This window comes from Shewanella chilikensis (genome assembly GCF_037953065.1).
Taxonomy (GTDB): Bacteria; Pseudomonadota; Gammaproteobacteria; order Enterobacterales; family Shewanellaceae; genus Shewanella; species Shewanella chilikensis.
This window is the reverse complement of the sequence record NZ_CP149966.1, coordinates 2731099-2746398: the sequence shown is the minus strand read 5'-3', so window position 1 is coordinate 2746398 and position 15300 is coordinate 2731099. Positions and strand designations below refer to the sequence as shown.

At 56.2% G+C, this 15300-nt stretch carries 12 protein-coding genes; 4 read left to right on the top strand and 8 right to left on the bottom strand.

What is annotated here, in order from left to right:
* Window positions 1-163 precede the first annotated feature (163 nt).
* Together WKR14_RS12520 and WKR14_RS12515 are read left to right on the top strand one after the other, a co-directional pair.
* The gene (locus WKR14_RS12520) at window positions 164-2011 is read left to right on the top strand and encodes a DUF294 nucleotidyltransferase-like domain-containing protein (RefSeq protein WP_165565238.1); all 1848 of its coding nucleotides are present in this window, start codon (window positions 164-166) and stop codon (window positions 2009-2011) included.
* A gap of 1 nt (window position 2012) precedes the next feature.
* The gene (locus WKR14_RS12515; protein WP_339086355.1) at window positions 2013-2684 is read left to right on the top strand and encodes an exonuclease domain-containing protein; all 672 of its coding nucleotides are present in this window, start codon (window positions 2013-2015) and stop codon (window positions 2682-2684) included.
* A 167-nt stretch (window positions 2685-2851) separates the two neighbouring features.
* Here WKR14_RS12515 and WKR14_RS12510 read toward each other — a convergent pair whose 3' ends face one another.
* From WKR14_RS12510 to WKR14_RS12475, 8 genes are all read right to left on the bottom strand, one after another.
* Complete coding sequence (locus WKR14_RS12510) at window positions 2852-3556, bottom strand: DUF3379 domain-containing protein (RefSeq protein ID WP_101056410.1); 705 nt, start codon at window positions 3554-3556, stop codon at window positions 2852-2854.
* The gene (locus WKR14_RS12505) at window positions 3549-4112 is read right to left on the bottom strand and encodes a sigma-70 family RNA polymerase sigma factor (protein ID WP_101056411.1); all 564 of its coding nucleotides are present in this window, start codon (window positions 4110-4112) and stop codon (window positions 3549-3551) included. The genes WKR14_RS12510 and WKR14_RS12505 overlap by 8 nt, the downstream gene beginning before the upstream one ends.
* Window positions 4113-4408: 296 nt before the next feature.
* Complete coding sequence (locus WKR14_RS12500; RefSeq protein WP_226565386.1) at window positions 4409-6028, bottom strand: BatD family protein; 1620 nt, start codon at window positions 6026-6028, stop codon at window positions 4409-4411.
* Window positions 6022-8082: a vWA domain-containing protein gene (locus WKR14_RS12495; RefSeq protein WP_339086351.1), complete on the bottom strand. Its 2061-nt coding sequence runs from the start codon at window positions 8080-8082 to the stop codon at window positions 6022-6024. Before WKR14_RS12495 ends, WKR14_RS12500 begins: the two co-directional genes overlap by 7 nt.
* Complete coding sequence (locus WKR14_RS12490; protein ID WP_339086349.1) at window positions 8079-9068, bottom strand: VWA domain-containing protein; 990 nt, start codon at window positions 9066-9068, stop codon at window positions 8079-8081. The genes WKR14_RS12495 and WKR14_RS12490 overlap by 4 nt, the downstream gene beginning before the upstream one ends.
* Window positions 9062-9565: a DUF4381 domain-containing protein gene (locus WKR14_RS12485; protein WP_339086348.1), complete on the bottom strand. Its 504-nt coding sequence runs from the start codon at window positions 9563-9565 to the stop codon at window positions 9062-9064. Before WKR14_RS12485 ends, WKR14_RS12490 begins: the two co-directional genes overlap by 7 nt.
* Window positions 9562-10506, bottom strand: coding sequence for a DUF58 domain-containing protein (locus WKR14_RS12480; protein ID WP_101056416.1), 945 nt, complete (start codon window positions 10504-10506; stop codon window positions 9562-9564). The genes WKR14_RS12485 and WKR14_RS12480 overlap by 4 nt, the downstream gene beginning before the upstream one ends.
* Window positions 10506-11462, bottom strand: coding sequence for an AAA family ATPase (locus WKR14_RS12475; protein ID WP_100145617.1), 957 nt, complete (start codon window positions 11460-11462; stop codon window positions 10506-10508). Before WKR14_RS12475 ends, WKR14_RS12480 begins: the two co-directional genes overlap by 1 nt.
* 244 nt (window positions 11463-11706) lie before the next feature.
* On the opposite strand from WKR14_RS12475, the gene fadI reads away from it, so the two are divergent.
* Window positions 11707-13017: an acetyl-CoA C-acyltransferase FadI gene (fadI, locus tag WKR14_RS12470; protein ID WP_123116491.1), complete on the top strand. Its 1311-nt coding sequence runs from the start codon at window positions 11707-11709 to the stop codon at window positions 13015-13017.
* 6 nt (window positions 13018-13023) lie between these two features.
* Window positions 13024-15162, top strand: coding sequence for a fatty acid oxidation complex subunit alpha FadJ (gene fadJ / locus WKR14_RS12465; RefSeq protein ID WP_165565231.1), 2139 nt, complete (start codon window positions 13024-13026; stop codon window positions 15160-15162).
* The last annotated feature ends 138 nt before the right edge of the window (window positions 15163-15300 follow it).

Here is a 15300-nt window from a genome sequence, read left to right as displayed (position 1 = left end):
CTTAGTCGGGGGATTTTTTATCTATCTTGCTTGGGTTGGATACTCATCTTTGGGGTGTGGGCTTTCTGTTTCAGGGCTGGTGGTATTCGACTAAAGCCAGATAGTCAGTACTCTTCAGAGTGGGCAATACTGTGATGAGTCAATCCAACTTTAAAGGCCGCCCATGGATGAGAGTGAACTACTGCCCATTCGCCACTTTCTGCAACAGACAATTCCTTTCGATGAACTGCCGCGCCCTTTACTGGAGCAATGTTGCCGTGCCATCAGCATAGGCTATTACAGCAAGTCGATGAAAGCCGTGCCGCTGGACTCAGCTAATCCCATGCTCTATATCGTTCGCAGTGGCGCCTTTGAAGTACGTGATGCAGAGGGCGAACTGCTTGACCGCTTGGGAGAGGGCGATTATTTCGGCTTTCCCTCTCTGCTGTCGGGCGAAGAGAGCTGTAACAAGGTACTGATCCTTGAAGATGGCTTGGTCTATCATGTGCCGCCGGCGCTGTTTGACACTCTGCGTCTGGAGTGTCGCAACTTCGATCGTTTCTTCAACCGAGCCTATGCCAAACGGCTGCGCCATCAAGGGCGTTTTCGGGCCAGGGATCTGACCACTACCAGCCGGATCAGCACTCTGATGACCCATGAGCCCATTGGCGTCGAACAGCGCTTTTCCATTACCGATGCGGCCAAGTTGATGCGCAAGCACAGGGTGTCGTCTGTACTGGTACTGGATAATCACAAATTGGTTGGGATCCTTACCGACAGGGATCTGCGTAATCGGGTGCTGGCCGAGGGGCTTAGCGGCAATGAAGCCGTATTTCAGGCCATGACCCGCCAGCCTGTGCACATAGAGGCTCAGGCTCTGGTATTTGAAGCCATGCTGCTGATGAGTGAACATAACATTCACCATCTGCCGGTCATGGAGCAAGGTCAGCCGGTGGGGATGATCACCAGCACTGACATACTGCGTAGCCAGGCATCCCAACCTTTGTTGTTGATTGGCGAGATAGAGCGGCAAAAAGATCTGCCGAGTCTCATCAGTGTTAGTCGGCAAATTCCGCTTTTGCTGCAAAACCTTATCAGCGCCGATGCTCGTGCCGAGGAGATTGGCCGGGTACTGACTTCGGTTACCGATGCGCTTACCCGCAGGCTTATTCAGCTCAATCAGGCGCTGCTTGGGGAGGCGCCGATGGCGTTTTGCTGGTTGGCATTTGGGTCCCAGGGGCGGCAGGATCAGGCCGCCTGCTCGGATCAGGATAATGGATTATTGTTGGCCGAAGAGCCGGATGAGCATGCCAGAGGTTACTTTCAGGCCTTGGCCAAGGGCGTATGCGCCGGGCTCAATGAGTGTGGTTACGTATATTGTCCCGGCGATATCATGGCGCAAAACCCCAATTGGTGTTTATCGCTGGCAAGCTGGCAGCAAAAGTTTGCCTCCTGGGTCAACATCCCTGAGCCCAAGGCCTTGATGCATGCCAGTATCTTTTTCGATATGCGCTCCGTATACGGTCCGGACAGCCTGTTTGGTGCACTGCAGGATAAGGTGCTGGCGCAGACCAAAGACAACGATATCTTTCTGGCGGCCTTGACCGGCAACGCCTTAAGTGAGTCGCCGCCGTTGGGGTTCTTCCGTAAGTTTGTACTCGACAGGGATGGCAGTGAGGTCAAGGGAATGGACCTTAAACACAGGGGCAGCGCCCTTATCAATGATATCGCCCGGGTTTATGCTTTGGCAGCCGGCATTAAAGAGGTCAATACCGCCAAACGGATCCGCGCCTTGATGGAAAGTAAGCTTTTAAGCCGTAAAGATGCTCTCAATCTTGCCGATGCCCATGAATTTATTGCCCATATGCGGCTCGCCAATCAGGGGCGTCAGTTTGACCAGGGCCAAGGGATAAGTAATTTTCTGATGCCGCAGGCACTCTCTTCGCTGATGCGCCACCAACTCAGGGATGCCTTCAAAGTGGTGCATGATGCCCAGGCGGCGCTGAGACTCAAGTTTACCCGGAGTTTCTAGAATGCCTTTGCTGCATAGAACCCGCCTGGCCTGGCATTGCTGGCAGGCAAGAGAGCCTCTCAAGTCTTTTTACCAGGCCTTGAGTCCAGTGTTATCCAAGCCTGTGGTAGAGGCGCCTTTAATGGCGCTGGACTTGGAAATGACCGGCCTTAAGCCGGGGTGCGATCAGATCCTCTCCATAGGTGTGGTGCCTATCAACAAAGGACGATTGGAGCTCAGCGGCGCCCGCCACAAATTGGTGAGTATCGCCGGCAGTGTCGGCCAGAGCGCCACGATTCACGGCATTATGGATCGCCATCTTGACCAGGGGGCGTTGGCGCCCGAGCAGCTTTTGCCTTGGCTGTTACGGCAAAGTCAGGGGCACATTTTACTGATGCATCATGCTCCTTTGGACTGCGCTTTTCTCAGCAGGCTTTGTCAGCAGGCATATGGTACTAAGCTGCACCTTCCCGTGATAGATACCCTGCTGCTGGAAAAGACCCGCCTGCAGCGGCAACAAGAGGTGCTGCCAAGCGGGAGTCTGCGCCTCGGTGCCTGCCGCAGCCGCTATAATCTGCCGCCGTACTCGGCCCATAACGCTTTGACTGATGCGCTGGCTTGTGGCGAGCTGTTTCTGGCTCAAAGTAGTGATGCCGCCAAAGAGCCGGTGGCCGATTTCCTCTCCTGGATATGACAAGAGACTGAAAAGTTATATTAAAAACAGCATTTACGGCCGAGGATTAAGTTGGTTTAGTTCGGTGAACTTTTCAAGGTCAACCTTTCCCAAGGCTTTTCATGCTTACCTATGAGTCAGCTACTAGGCAACACTGTCTCACACTTGGTATTGCAAAGCCTGAACCTTTAAATAAAGCTCTGTTTTATTTCTTCTTTAATAGCGTCCAGGTCTTGAGGATACTCGGCTACCAACACCAGGTAAGCTGAGTCGGTTTTTATCGCCTCTCCCCGGTATTCGCTATCGGCAAAGGCTTCGGCGAGCATCACCCTGTGCTCAGCGGGCACAATAAACACTGTTACCTTGCCTTGTTCACCGGCCAATACCAGATGAATACTTTCAATTCCCTGAAAATCGCAGAAGGTGCTGTAAAACACCCGTCCAGGTTGGCTATTGAATCTGGCACTGCCCAACCCCTTAAGCGATGCCAGTTCGGCATTGATTGCTTGATAAGAGATATCGGCATTACTGGTCATGGCCATGGTTTCATGGCGCACATGGGCAAGGGCGTGTTGTCCTAAATCCACCGGCCCCTGGCGCCAGAGACTGAAACTGACTCCGGCAACAAAGGCGACGGATGCGGCCATTGCTAGCATCCAGCCTGTACGTTTGCGTCGATGATAGTGTACGGCCAACTGTTGTTTCAGCAGCAGTTTTTCGCTCAGATCTTCGGCCACAGGAATTCTGAGTGCCTGACTTATCTTGCCATCGAGTGCCTTGAGTTCGGCGACAAACGCCTGACTGTCCTCGTTTTGACTTAGAGCCTCGAGAAACTCGGGATCCTGATTATTGGGGTCGCCATAGGCCTGGCGGCGAAACTTCAGCTCATCCATTGGATTGACCTCTGACCTTGGAGTGTTCCAGTGCTTCTTTTAACTGATTCCTGGCCCGAAACAAGCGGGTCATGACAGTATTTCGGTTTAGATCCAGCAATTGGGCAATTTCATCGCCACTGAATCCGGCTATCAGCTGTAATAACAAAGGCTCCCGATACTCGGGTTCCAATTGGGCTATTTGACGCCTGAGCAGGTAGTGCTCGGCATGTTCTTCCTGGCTTTGGGAACCGGGATCTTGCCAATGTTCTTCGCCGATATCGGCATAATCAAACTGTTTACGCTCAAAGCGGCGGGCATTTTCCCGCCGTAAAATGGTGATTAACCAAGCCTTGGCCGCCTTGTCATCTTTCAATGAATCCAGCGAGCGCCAAGCCCGGAGAAACGTTTCCTGGGTGATATCTTCAGCCACATGACGATCGCCGCAAAGCCAAAAGGCGTAGCGGTAGATATCGGCATGCAGCGCCCTGACCAGGCTATCGTAACGTCTTTGTTTATTCAGCATGTCAGAAATGACCGCATCATCAGACTTTTTCTTTCGCCAGCTATCGAACATTTTCATGCTTGTTTTATTTTTGTTGCCGCTAAGCTTAATGGCCTTGAGGGCATTCTGGCAAATATCATGAACGTAAATTTGGTTACAAGCCCGATTTAGCCTGGATTTAAGTACTATAAGCGGTAAAAGTGGTGGCTCCAATATTGGGAACTGGGTAAACACACTGTTGAAAAAGAAGGGACAACCGTTTGTTTAAAGAGTCAGCTGTTAAAGGTCTTGAAAAAGGGGGGAACTGTGGACTTTGCCCGGACAAGCGCTCAGCCATAGCGATTAGACGCTATGGCTGAAGCTGCAGATTAAGGATTCAGCGGCGCCAGCACCGAGGCAGAATCAGCCGCCTCGGAGTATTGGCTCTTGAAGCGCTCAAAGGCTTGCAGCAGCGCCGGGAAATACTGAGCGGGATCGCCACCTTGTTTGCCATAGCGGCTGGCTTGAATCTTGGCGATTACGGCGGCCAACTCAGGGGCCAGTTTAGGCAGTTCATCGAGTGTGACACTATGGCCCGTGATATCACTGAGCTCCTGCTTCAGCGCCTTGAACACCTGGCTCAAGTCCCCTTGCTGACAAGCCTGAGCCAATCCCGGCTGGGTTTCGCTTGCTTTAGCTTGCAACACTGTTGAAGGTGCCGCTATAGCTTGTTGTTTGCGCGCCTTTAGCCACAGCACACAGGTGGCCAGCCACAGTGATGCAAACAGGGCGGTCAACCAAGGCCAGAAGCCGGCGCTGAGGTTTGATTCTTCCTGCGGCGGGTTGATGACGGGCTGCGGCATATCGGCAGCGGGAGCCACTTGAATAGTACGCGCCGGCAGCAGGGCGAACTCCTGCTGTTTCAAATGCGGATTCCACCAAGGCACCTTGATCTCCGGCAGGGTATAGCTTCCCGGTTTGGAGGGAACTATGGCAATGGTCTGGGTCAGCTGAGATACCAGTTGGTTGTCGCGAACGAAGGTCTTGCGCTGCGCCTTTTCCGGATAGCTCTTGAGATTGTCCGGCAAGCTCAGTTTCAGCTCTGGTAGGCTGGTTTCATCGGCATTGGATGCCAGCAGTGTCAGGTTGCGGGTAATAGGGCGACCCACTTCAAAAGTCTGCTTGTCGTCCCATTCCTCTTTGAGCATCACCAGATCCGATACCAGCCAGTCGCCGTGATATTCGGCCGGAATGGGCTTGATGCTGACCAGCATGCTGTCGCTTTGGGCCTGCATGGGGCGACTTTCCTGAAAGGCGAACATGCCCCGCCTTGGGGTATCGACCAGCACATCGCCAGAGAAGTTGGCACCGGAAATCGCCAGCTCGCCCGGCTCATCGGCTATGATGCCGTAGCTGCGCTCTATCACCCGAAAACGGCGGCCGTTGACGATTTCACTGCTTTCTTTATCCTCGCCGAGCTGTTTTATCTGGGCGCCGCTGATGGAAGGCGCCGACAACACCCCTCGCTGCAGCTCAACGGCCAAAAAGAGTTTTACCTTGTAGGTGAGCAGTTGGCCGACATAGGCTTCCTTGGCCGAGATGCTGGTACGCAGAAACAGGTTTTTTTGCGCCTCGGGGCGACTACCGGCCGGCATCACCTTCAATTCGATGGCATCGCTGCTGACGCCATCGATACTCAGGGCCGGAATTGTAACCTGGCCGGTGGTTTTGGGGGCCAGCATCACTTGCCAGCGGGTTTCCTTGCGGGCATCAAAATTGATGATCTGGGTACTGCGACTGACGCTGGTGCGGCCGACGATAAAGTCTTTCAACAGTGCCGAGGTGTCCAGTGCCTGGGCTTCGAGTTCATCATCTGCCACCACGGACAGCATAAAGTACTCGCTCTCGGTCACGGGATTGCGATCGACCGAGGCCTGAAGCTGAGTCAGTGCCAGTGCCTTGAGCGGCAGCAGGCACAGAAGCAATAGAGGAATAAGTCTAGTTACCACTGTTCATTGTCCTTGGGTGTCTCGCCGCGCTGGCGGCGTTTTTGATACTCGAGTTGCATCTTGTTGCGCAGCAAAGTGGCCGGGTCATCCACCAATGCCTTCAGCGCCCGCTCCATTTCGGGGGGCAGGGGCTCGGTGTCCTCGAGTGACGAGGCGGCAACTTGTGCCTTAATCTGTTCATCGTTTGGCCCTTCTTGTTGCTCGGCAAGGCTCGCCGAGTTGGCCTTGTCTGCATCAGTCTCTGAGCCATCCTGCTGACCAGCACCGTTTTGACCTGCAGCTGTGCTTGACTCATTTTGCGGCTCTTGCTCTTGCGGCAAAGCAGCCTGCATCTCAGGCTCAGAGCTTGCGCCAGTGTTATCCTCGGCATTTTGCGGGTTCTGATCGCCTTTGGCGTCCTTCTCGGCGTCCTTCTCAGTGGCATTGTCAGCATCATTTTGCTGCGAGTCGGTAGTGGAAGGCTCGCTATTTTCTTTGTTAGCGTCTTTATCTGAGCCCTGGTGCGAGTCCTTGCTTGAGCCTTGGTCGGCTTGGCTGTCTTGGCCTTGCTCTTTGTCCTGGTTTTGGCCCTGGCTGTTGTCACCCTGGGCGCTGTCCTGACTGCCCTGACTCTGATCCTTGCCGGACTGAGAATTCTGTTGTTGATCCTGCTGGCTTTGATCCTCTTGCTTATCCTGGCTCTGTTGATCTTGTTGCTGTTTTCGCTGCTTTAGCAAGGATTCCGCCAACGCCTTATTGTCAATGGCATCCTGCATATCGGGCACTATTGTCAGGGCGTCACTGTAACGCTTGATGGCTTCTTCATATTGGCCAAGCTGCATCAGGGCGTTGCCTTGGTTGTATAAGCCTGTGGCACTGTCATCTTGCTCGAAGGCTTGCAGTGCGCCTTGATAATCGCCGCCGCGGTAGCGGGCGCTGCCTTGCCAGGCGGGGTCAACAAACTTGTCGGCGGCAGTGGCAAAATCCTCTTGCTTGAATGCCTGCATTCCCTGCTGATCCCGGGTTTGCCAAAGGTCATCGAAGCCGCTTGCCTGGCTTGGTGGGCTGACAAGCAGGCCAAGACTCAAGGGCAGCAATAGCACCGGTAGGCCGCTGCGAAAGCTCAAGAGCAGCGGCAACAACAGCAAGAGCGCCAGATAGGGGCCAAGGTCGACCCAGGTATCGCCGGCAAGATCTGTTTCTGTGGCATCCGAGCTGGTGGCGAGCCACTGCTGCAGCGTTTGCAGATCCTTGCCGTCGTTGCTGTAGGGCACCAAAATGCCGTTCCCGGCACTTGCCAGCTCGCTGAGCAGACCAAAATCGGTGGCCGGTACTACCACTTCATTTCGGCTGTCCTTGAGCAGTTGCCCATCCGGCAGCGTTATCGGTGCACCCTGGGATGAACCTATCGCCAGAATGCCCAAGCGGTAGTGACTGCCCTCAATCGCCTGTTTGGCGGCATTGAGCTGACGGCTGCCGACGCCATCTGTCATCAAGATGATATCGCCCTGCAGGTGGCCGCCCTGGCTGAGCAGTTCCTTGGCTTTCTCCAGTGCCGCGACCAAATTGGAGCCGCGCACTGGCATGATGGCCGGGCTCAGGGTTGGCAACAGATTGAGCAGGGTGTTGCGATCCCGGGTCAAGGGGCTGATGACAAAGGCGTCACCCGCGTAGGCCAGCAGGGCGGTTTCCCCTTCATTGAGTTGCTCCAGCAGATCCGTGGCGCGGAATCTGGCCTGGGTCAAACGGTTGGGGGCGGCGTCTGTGGCATACATGGACAAAGACATATCCATCACCAGCACCCGTCCTGTGCTGCTGGCAAATACCGGCAGGGGTTTCTTGTAAAGCGCCGGGCCGCTTAAGGCCAATACTGCCACCAACCAGCCCAGACCAAGCCAGGGCAGGCGGTTTCGGCGGCTTTTGTTGCCTTGGGTCAACAGCAGTGGCGCTAGATGCGGCGCAATATAACGATCCCAGTCAGATTGGCCCGCTTGACGGCGACTTTGCAGCACTAACAGCAATGCCAGTGGCACTAAGGCCCACAGCCATTCGGGACGGATAAAGTGCAAACTCATGATTTCCTCCCCCAACGCCCTGGCCAGACGCTGAGCAACAGGCTTTGCAGCTGCAGCAGTACGCTCAGCGCCAGCGCCAGCCCCAGCGGCCAGTAAAACAGCTCGGATTGCGGCCGGTAACTGAGGGCGTCACGGCTGACGGGCTCCAGCTTGTCGATTTCCTGATAGATCTGCTCCAGTTCTTCGGTATTCCGGGCACGGAAATAGCGCCCCTTGGTGGCATCGCTTATTCGTTGCAGCTGAGCTTCATCCAGATCCATCGAGGGGTTGACCCGCTCACGGCCAAACAGGGTGCGACGCTCCATCACATCGGCGCCCACACCTATGGTGTAGATGGTGATGCCGCGCTTGGCGGCAATGGCGGCGGCCTGATCCGGCACTATGCTGCCGGCATTGTTGGAGCCGTCGGTCAAGAGCACCAACACCCGGTTGCTGTCTTTCACTTTATCGAAGCGTTTTACCGCCAGGGCAATGGCATCGCCGATGGCGGTCTGTTTGCCCACCAGGCCGATTTGGGCTTCCTTGAGATACTGAGCCACAGAGCGTCTGTCCTGAGTCAGTGGCGCCTGCAGATAGGCGGCATCGGCAAACAATATCAGGCCGATACGATCGCCGGCGCGGCGCTCGATAAAGTCGCTGACCACTTTCTGGATCAGGGTGAATCTGTCTACCGCCTTGCCATCGAGCACCATGTCTTCAATCTGCATACTGCCGGAGAGATCCACCGCCAGCATCAGATCCCGCCCTTCGGTGGGCAGCTCTATGGGATCGCCGAGCCACTGTGGCCGGGCGATGGCCAAAAGCAACAGGCACCACGCCAGCCAGAGACTCAAGGGCGCTCTGCGTTTGCTTTGTTGCTGCTCGCGGGCATGGGCATCGACGCCGGGCAGTTGCAGTTGCCCGCCGCTGTTGACGGCGGGGCGATAGGCTAGCAGCAGCGGCAAGGGAAGAAGCAGCAGTAACCAGGGCCAATGGAGAGTCAGCATCTTGGCTTGCCTCCCTTGGCAAAGTGTTTCGGCGCGCACTTGAGCCAGCAAACACAAAGCGCCCGCAACTCGGCAGGGGCAGCGCTCGGTTGACCACTGTATTGATTTTCGAGCAAAGAGGCGAAGCGCCCGCGCTGCTCGGCTGGCAGTGCGTTATCCAGGTACTCGGCCCAGGATTTACCGCTGAGTCCGGCCACCTGGGCGCGCTCACCATAGCTGATGGCGGTGCGTTTCAACAATGCACTCATCTTGGATAGCAGCTCCGGGTCCTGGTCCTGCAGCTGTGTCAGTTCAGTCATGGCGGCTTGAGCCACCGCCTTGTGAGCCTTGGCTGCCTGCAGGCGCCGATAGCCAAAGAATACCGCGGCGCCAAGCAGTAACAAGGCCAGCAGCATCAGCAGCCAAATACCGGGAGCCGGAGGCCAAAAGGGCACCTCGGCCGGCAGTTGAATATCCTTGAGCGCACTCAGCGCAGGATTGGCTTGATTGGGATTCATCTTAACAGTGTCAATTGTTGATTGAGGCGCCGGCCGGCATCCAGAGTGCGAACCGGGACCTTGAGTTGTTGCATCAGGGTATCAAACTGCGCCAGGTTGGCGCGCTGACGACCGAGCCAGGCATCATAACCGCTGCGATCCAGGATCAGGCTGCGGCCTGACTCCCGTACCGGCAGGGCAAACTGCCGCGGCAGCTCGAGTGTGCCCTCACGCATGGGATCTGTTACCACAAAGGCCGCCAGCTCGCAGTGGCGTTTGAGTTCCGACAGCGCCTGCTGACATTCGCTGCCAAAACCGTTGCCGTCTGTGATTATCCAGATAAGGGAGCCGGGTTTGGCCAGTCTTGCCAGGCGCTGACAGGCCTGGAGCATTAACGCCTGACCATCTTCATGGGGGCTGTCCAGCGCTTCGAGCTGCGACTTGTGTACCGCCACCAGCGCCGATATCAGTGCCAGGATCCCCTGATTGCGTGCTCTTGGCTTCAGCTCTCTGTGGGCGCTATCGCCCACCACCAGCGCGCCGAGACGGTCGCCCTGCATGATGGCATTCCAGCCCAAGGTCGCCGCCAGATGCGCCGCCTGTACCGACTGTAATAGCAACTGGGAGCCGAAATAGAGGCTGTGCTTCATATCCACCAACAGCAGAATAGGGCGCTCGCGCTCCTCGACAAACAGCTTGGTATGCGCCTTGCCGGTGCGGGCGGTGACCCGCCAATCTATGGTGCGAACATCATCGCCCTGTTGATAATGGCGCACTTCGGCAAATTCCATGCCGCGGCCCTTGACCAGGCTGGCTCTGTGACCGGCCATGGCCGCGCGGGCTTTTCCCTGCCTGTCACCCAGAGCGCGGGCGATATTCTGGCAGGCAAGCAGCTCGGCCTCACACAAGTGGAGGCCGTCGGCAAACAGTGGCAGTGAAGAGTCTGTTGCTGCGGCTTTCATCAGGGAACGGCCACCTGATTGAGCACATGGTCAATCACCTGATCGCGGCTGACCCCTTCGGCCTGCGCCTGATAACTCAGCAGTAAACGGTGGCGCAGTACATTGGGCACCACGGCTTGAATATCTTCAGGGGAGACAAAGTCACGCTGATACAACCAGGCACGGGCGCGGGCGCAGCGCTCGATGGATTGGGTCGCCCGCGGGCTGACGCCGTATTCCAGCCACTTGGCCAACTGGTCGCTGTAGCGCTGAGGCTGGCGGGTAGCCATCACCAAGTCGACAATATAACGCTCCAGCGGCTCGGCCAGATACAGTTCCAGCGCTTGCTCCCGGGCGAGGAATACTTCCTGCTGGCCTATGGGAGTGACTTTCTCCATGCCGTGGGTCTTGGCTTCGCTGCGGGACAAACGCAGGATCTCAAGCTCAGTGTCTGCCTCCGGATAATCCAGGTTCAGGTGCATCAGGAAGCGATCAAGCTGGGCTTCCGGCAACGGGTAGGTGCCCTCGTTTTCCAGCGGGTTTTGGGTCGCCATCACTAAAAACAGCGGTGGTAACTTGTAGGAGTGCTTGCCCACCGTCACCTGGCCTTCGGCCATGGCTTCCAAAAGGGCCGATTGCACCTTGGCCGGGGCGCGGTTGATTTCATCCGCCAGAATAAGGTTGTGAAATATCGGCCCGGCCTCAAATTCAAAGGTCGCGGTTTGGGCGCGATAGATGTCGGTGCCGGTCAAATCGGCCGGCAGCAGGTCCGGGGTAAACTGAATGCGATGAAAGTCGCCTTCAATGCCATCACACAGCGCTTTAACGGCCCGGGTCTTGGCCAGCCCCGGTGGTCCTTCCACTAACAGGTGGCCATCGGCTATCAGAGCGATAAGCAGGTTTTCGGTCAAAATTGGCTGACCTATGATCACTTGATCCAGATAGGTCCGCAGTGCATGAAATCGACTCAAAGGCATGATGCTACTCGTTTTATTTTAAGGCCCAACTATAGACAGCGGTTATGGTAAAGAATTCCCTGCGCCCTTGGCTAGTGTTAAAAAAACAAACAAGTGTTTAAAACCGGCCAACAAGAAGTTAGAATCAGATCACACTTTTAATGGTCAGACCTGTTTAGGGCAGTACGGGTCTCTTATGGAAAAACAATAAAGCGCAGTGTCAGGGCCAGTTTTCGGCGTGCGCTGCTTAATAAGAGGGTGACAAATGAGTGACAGACAACAGGTAACCAATGCCAGGGGCGAGCGAATTGCCATAGTGGCCGGTCTGCGTACCCCGTTCGCCAAACAGGCGACGGCGTTTCACGGCGTGTCGGCGCTGGATATGGGCAAGATGGTGGTCAATGAGCTGCTCAGTCGCAGTGAATTGGACCCCAAGCTGATTGAGCAGCTTGTCTACGGTCAGGTCGTACAGATGCCGGCCGCGCCCAATATTGCCCGTGAAATTGTTCTGGGTACCGGCATGAATTTGCACACAGATGCCTACAGTGTTACCCGTGCCTGCGCCACCAGTTTTCAGTCCACTGTCAATATTGCCGAGTCGATTATGACGGGCAATATCGAAATAGGCATAGCCGGGGGCTCGGACTCCTCCTCTGTGCTGCCTATCGGGGTGTCCCGCAAGTTGGCCCATGCCTTGGTCGATCTCAACAAGGCCCGCACCCTGGGACAGAAGTGGAACATAGTTCGCCGTCTGGGGTTTAAAGATCTCTTGCCTGTGCCGCCAGCTGTGGCCGAATACTCCACCGGCCTGTCCATGGGGCAAACCGCCGAGCAGATGGCCAAGAGCCACGGCATCAGCCGTGCCGATCAGGACGCGCTGGCCCACCGCTCTCATACCCTGGCGAGCCAGAGCTGGAATGAAGGCAAGCTCAAGGATGAAGTCATGGTGGCTCATGTGCCGCCCTACAAGAGTTTTATCGAGCGTGACAACAATATCCGCGACAACTCGTCCCTTGAGTCTTACGCCAAACTCAGACCCGTATTCGACCGCAAGCACGGCAGTGTCACCGCCGCCAACAGTACCCCGCTGACCGATGGCGCCTCGGCGGTGATCCTGATGAGTGAAGGCAAAGCCAAGGCCCTGGGTTACACCCCCATTGGCTATATCAAGAGCTATGCCTTCAGCGCCATAGATGTTTGGCAAGACATGCTGATGGGGCCATCCTACGCCACGCCACTGGCGCTGAAACGCGCCGGTATGCAGCTCGAAGATCTGACCCTGATAGAGATGCACGAAGCCTTTGCCGCCCAGACTTTGGCCAATATGAAGATGTTTGCCTCGAAGAAGTTTGCCGAGGAAAAACTCGGTCAGAGCCGCGCCATTGGTGAAATCGATATGAGCAAGTTCAACGTGCTCGGCGGCTCGCTGGCCTATGGCCATCCGTTTGCGGCCACGGGTACTCGCTTGATCACCCAAGTGTGTAATGAACTGAAACGCCGCGGTGGCGGTACGGGGCTGACAACCGCCTGTGCGGCCGGTGGTCTGGGTGTGGCAATGATAGTGGAAGTGGAGTAATTGCAGATGGAAAACAGCAACAAGAGTTTTAGCCTCAGCCGCCGCGACGACGGCATTGCCATTCTTTCCATGGATGTACCCGGCGAAAGCATGAATACCCTCAAGGCCGAATTCGGCCCTGAGATCAGCGCCTTGCTGAGCGAAATCAAAGCGGACAGCAGTATCAAGGGCTTGGTGATCATTTCAGGCAAGCCAGACTCCTTCGTGGCCGGCGCCGATATCTCCATGCTCGATGCCTGTCAAAGCGCCGCCGATGCCCGCGAGCTGTCGAGCTCGGGGCATAAGGTGTTTGCCGAACTGGAAGGGCTGAAGATCCCCGTGGTTGCAGCCATTCACGGCGCCTGTCTCGGTGGCGGCCTCGAGCTGGCACTGGCTTGTCATCTGCGGGTGTGCAGTGACGACAAGAAAACCATGTTGGGAGTGCCGGAGGTTCAGCTCGGTCTGCTGCCGGGCGGTGGTGGTACCCAGCGTCTGCCACGCCTGGTGGGGATCACCACAGCGCTGGATATGATGCTTACCGGTAAGCAGGTTCGCCCCAAGCAAGCGCTGAAGATGGGGCTGGTGGACGATGTGGTGCCCAAGTCGATTCTGCTGGAGGCGGCAGTTGAACTGGCATTGGCCGGCAAAGCCAAGCGCGGTAAAGGCAAAAATAATAAACCTATGATGAACAAGCTGCTCGAAAGCAACGGCTTTGGGCAGAAAATCATCTTTGATCAGGCCCGTAAACAGGTTGCCAGAAAAACCCAGGGTAACTATCCGGCGCCGGACAAGATCATCGACTGTGTGCGAGTGGGGATGAGCCAGGGGCTAGAGGCAGGTTTGGCCACCGAGGCGCGCCATTTCGGCGAGCTGGTGGTGACGCCCGAGTCGGCGGCGCTGCGCTCCATCTTCTTTGCCACCACAGAAATGAAAAAGGAAACCGGCGCCGAAGGTGCTGAGCCTCGTCCGGTTCACAAGGCCGTAGTGCTCGGCGGTGGCCTGATGGGCGGCGGTATCGCCTCAGTGACCACCACCAAGGCCAAAATTCCGGTGCGGGTCAAGGATATCAGTGAGCAGGGACTCAGCAATGCGCTGGGCTATGCCTATAAGTTACTGGATAAGGGCGTCAAGCGTCGGCATATGACCCCGGCGGTGCGCGATAAGCAGATGGCCTTGATGACGACCACTACAGACTATGTTGGGGTCAAGGATGCCGACATAGTGGTCGAGGCGGTATTTGAGGATCTCAATCTCAAGCATCAAATGGTGCGGGATATCGAGCGCGAATGCGGTGAACACACTATTTTTGCTTCCAACACCTCGTCTCTGCCCATAGGTCAGATTGCTGAAGCCGCCGCCAGGCCGGAAAACGTCATCGGCCTGCATTACTTCTCGCCGGTAGAGAAGATGCCGCTGGTGGAAGTGATTGCTCACGACAAGACCTCCCCCCAGACGATAGCCACCACAGTGGCCTTTGCCCGCAAACAGGGCAAGACGCCGATAGTGGTGAAAGACGGCGCCGGTTTCTATGTGAATCGTATTCTGGCGCTCTATATGAATGAAGCGGCGCAGCTGCTGCTCGAGGGCAACAGTGTCGAGAGCCTGGATAAGGCGCTGGTGAAGTTTGGCTTCCCGGTCGGCCCTATCACTCTGCTCGATGAAGTGGGTATTGATGTGGGCGCCAAGATTTCGCCGATACTCGAAAAAGAGTTGGGTGAGCGTTTTGCTGCCCCCTCTGCCTTCGATAAGCTGCTCGCCGATGACCGCAAGGGGCGCAAGAACGCCAAGGGCTTCTATCTCTATGGTCCCAAAGCCGGCAAGAAGAAGGAAGTGGACAAGAGCGTTTATCAGGTGCTGGGGATAGCGCCGGGTGTTGGCGCCGAAAATGCCAACCTGGCAGAGCGCTGTGTGGTGCAGATGCTCAATGAAGCGGTGCGGTGTCTGGAAGAGGGCATCATAGCCTCTGCCCGCGACGGGGATATTGGCGCCATCTTCGGCATTGGTTTCCCGCCTTTCCTCGGTGGGCCTTTCCACTATATAGACACCATGGGCGCCGATCAGTTGCTGGCCAAGCTGGAACGCTTGCAGAGCCGCTTCGGCGACAGATTCGCCCCGAGCGAATTGCTCAAGACCATGGCCGCCGAAGGGCGACGCTTCTTCGACTGACAGTGATTGGAATGGCTGTTCTTCGAATCGCCTTTGAGTAACAGCACTTTGAATAACAGTGCTTCGAATAACAGCGCTGCTTTACTGTAAAAGCGGTCTCAGGCCGCAACCCTCCAACCAAACGCCCCGGTAAGGCAG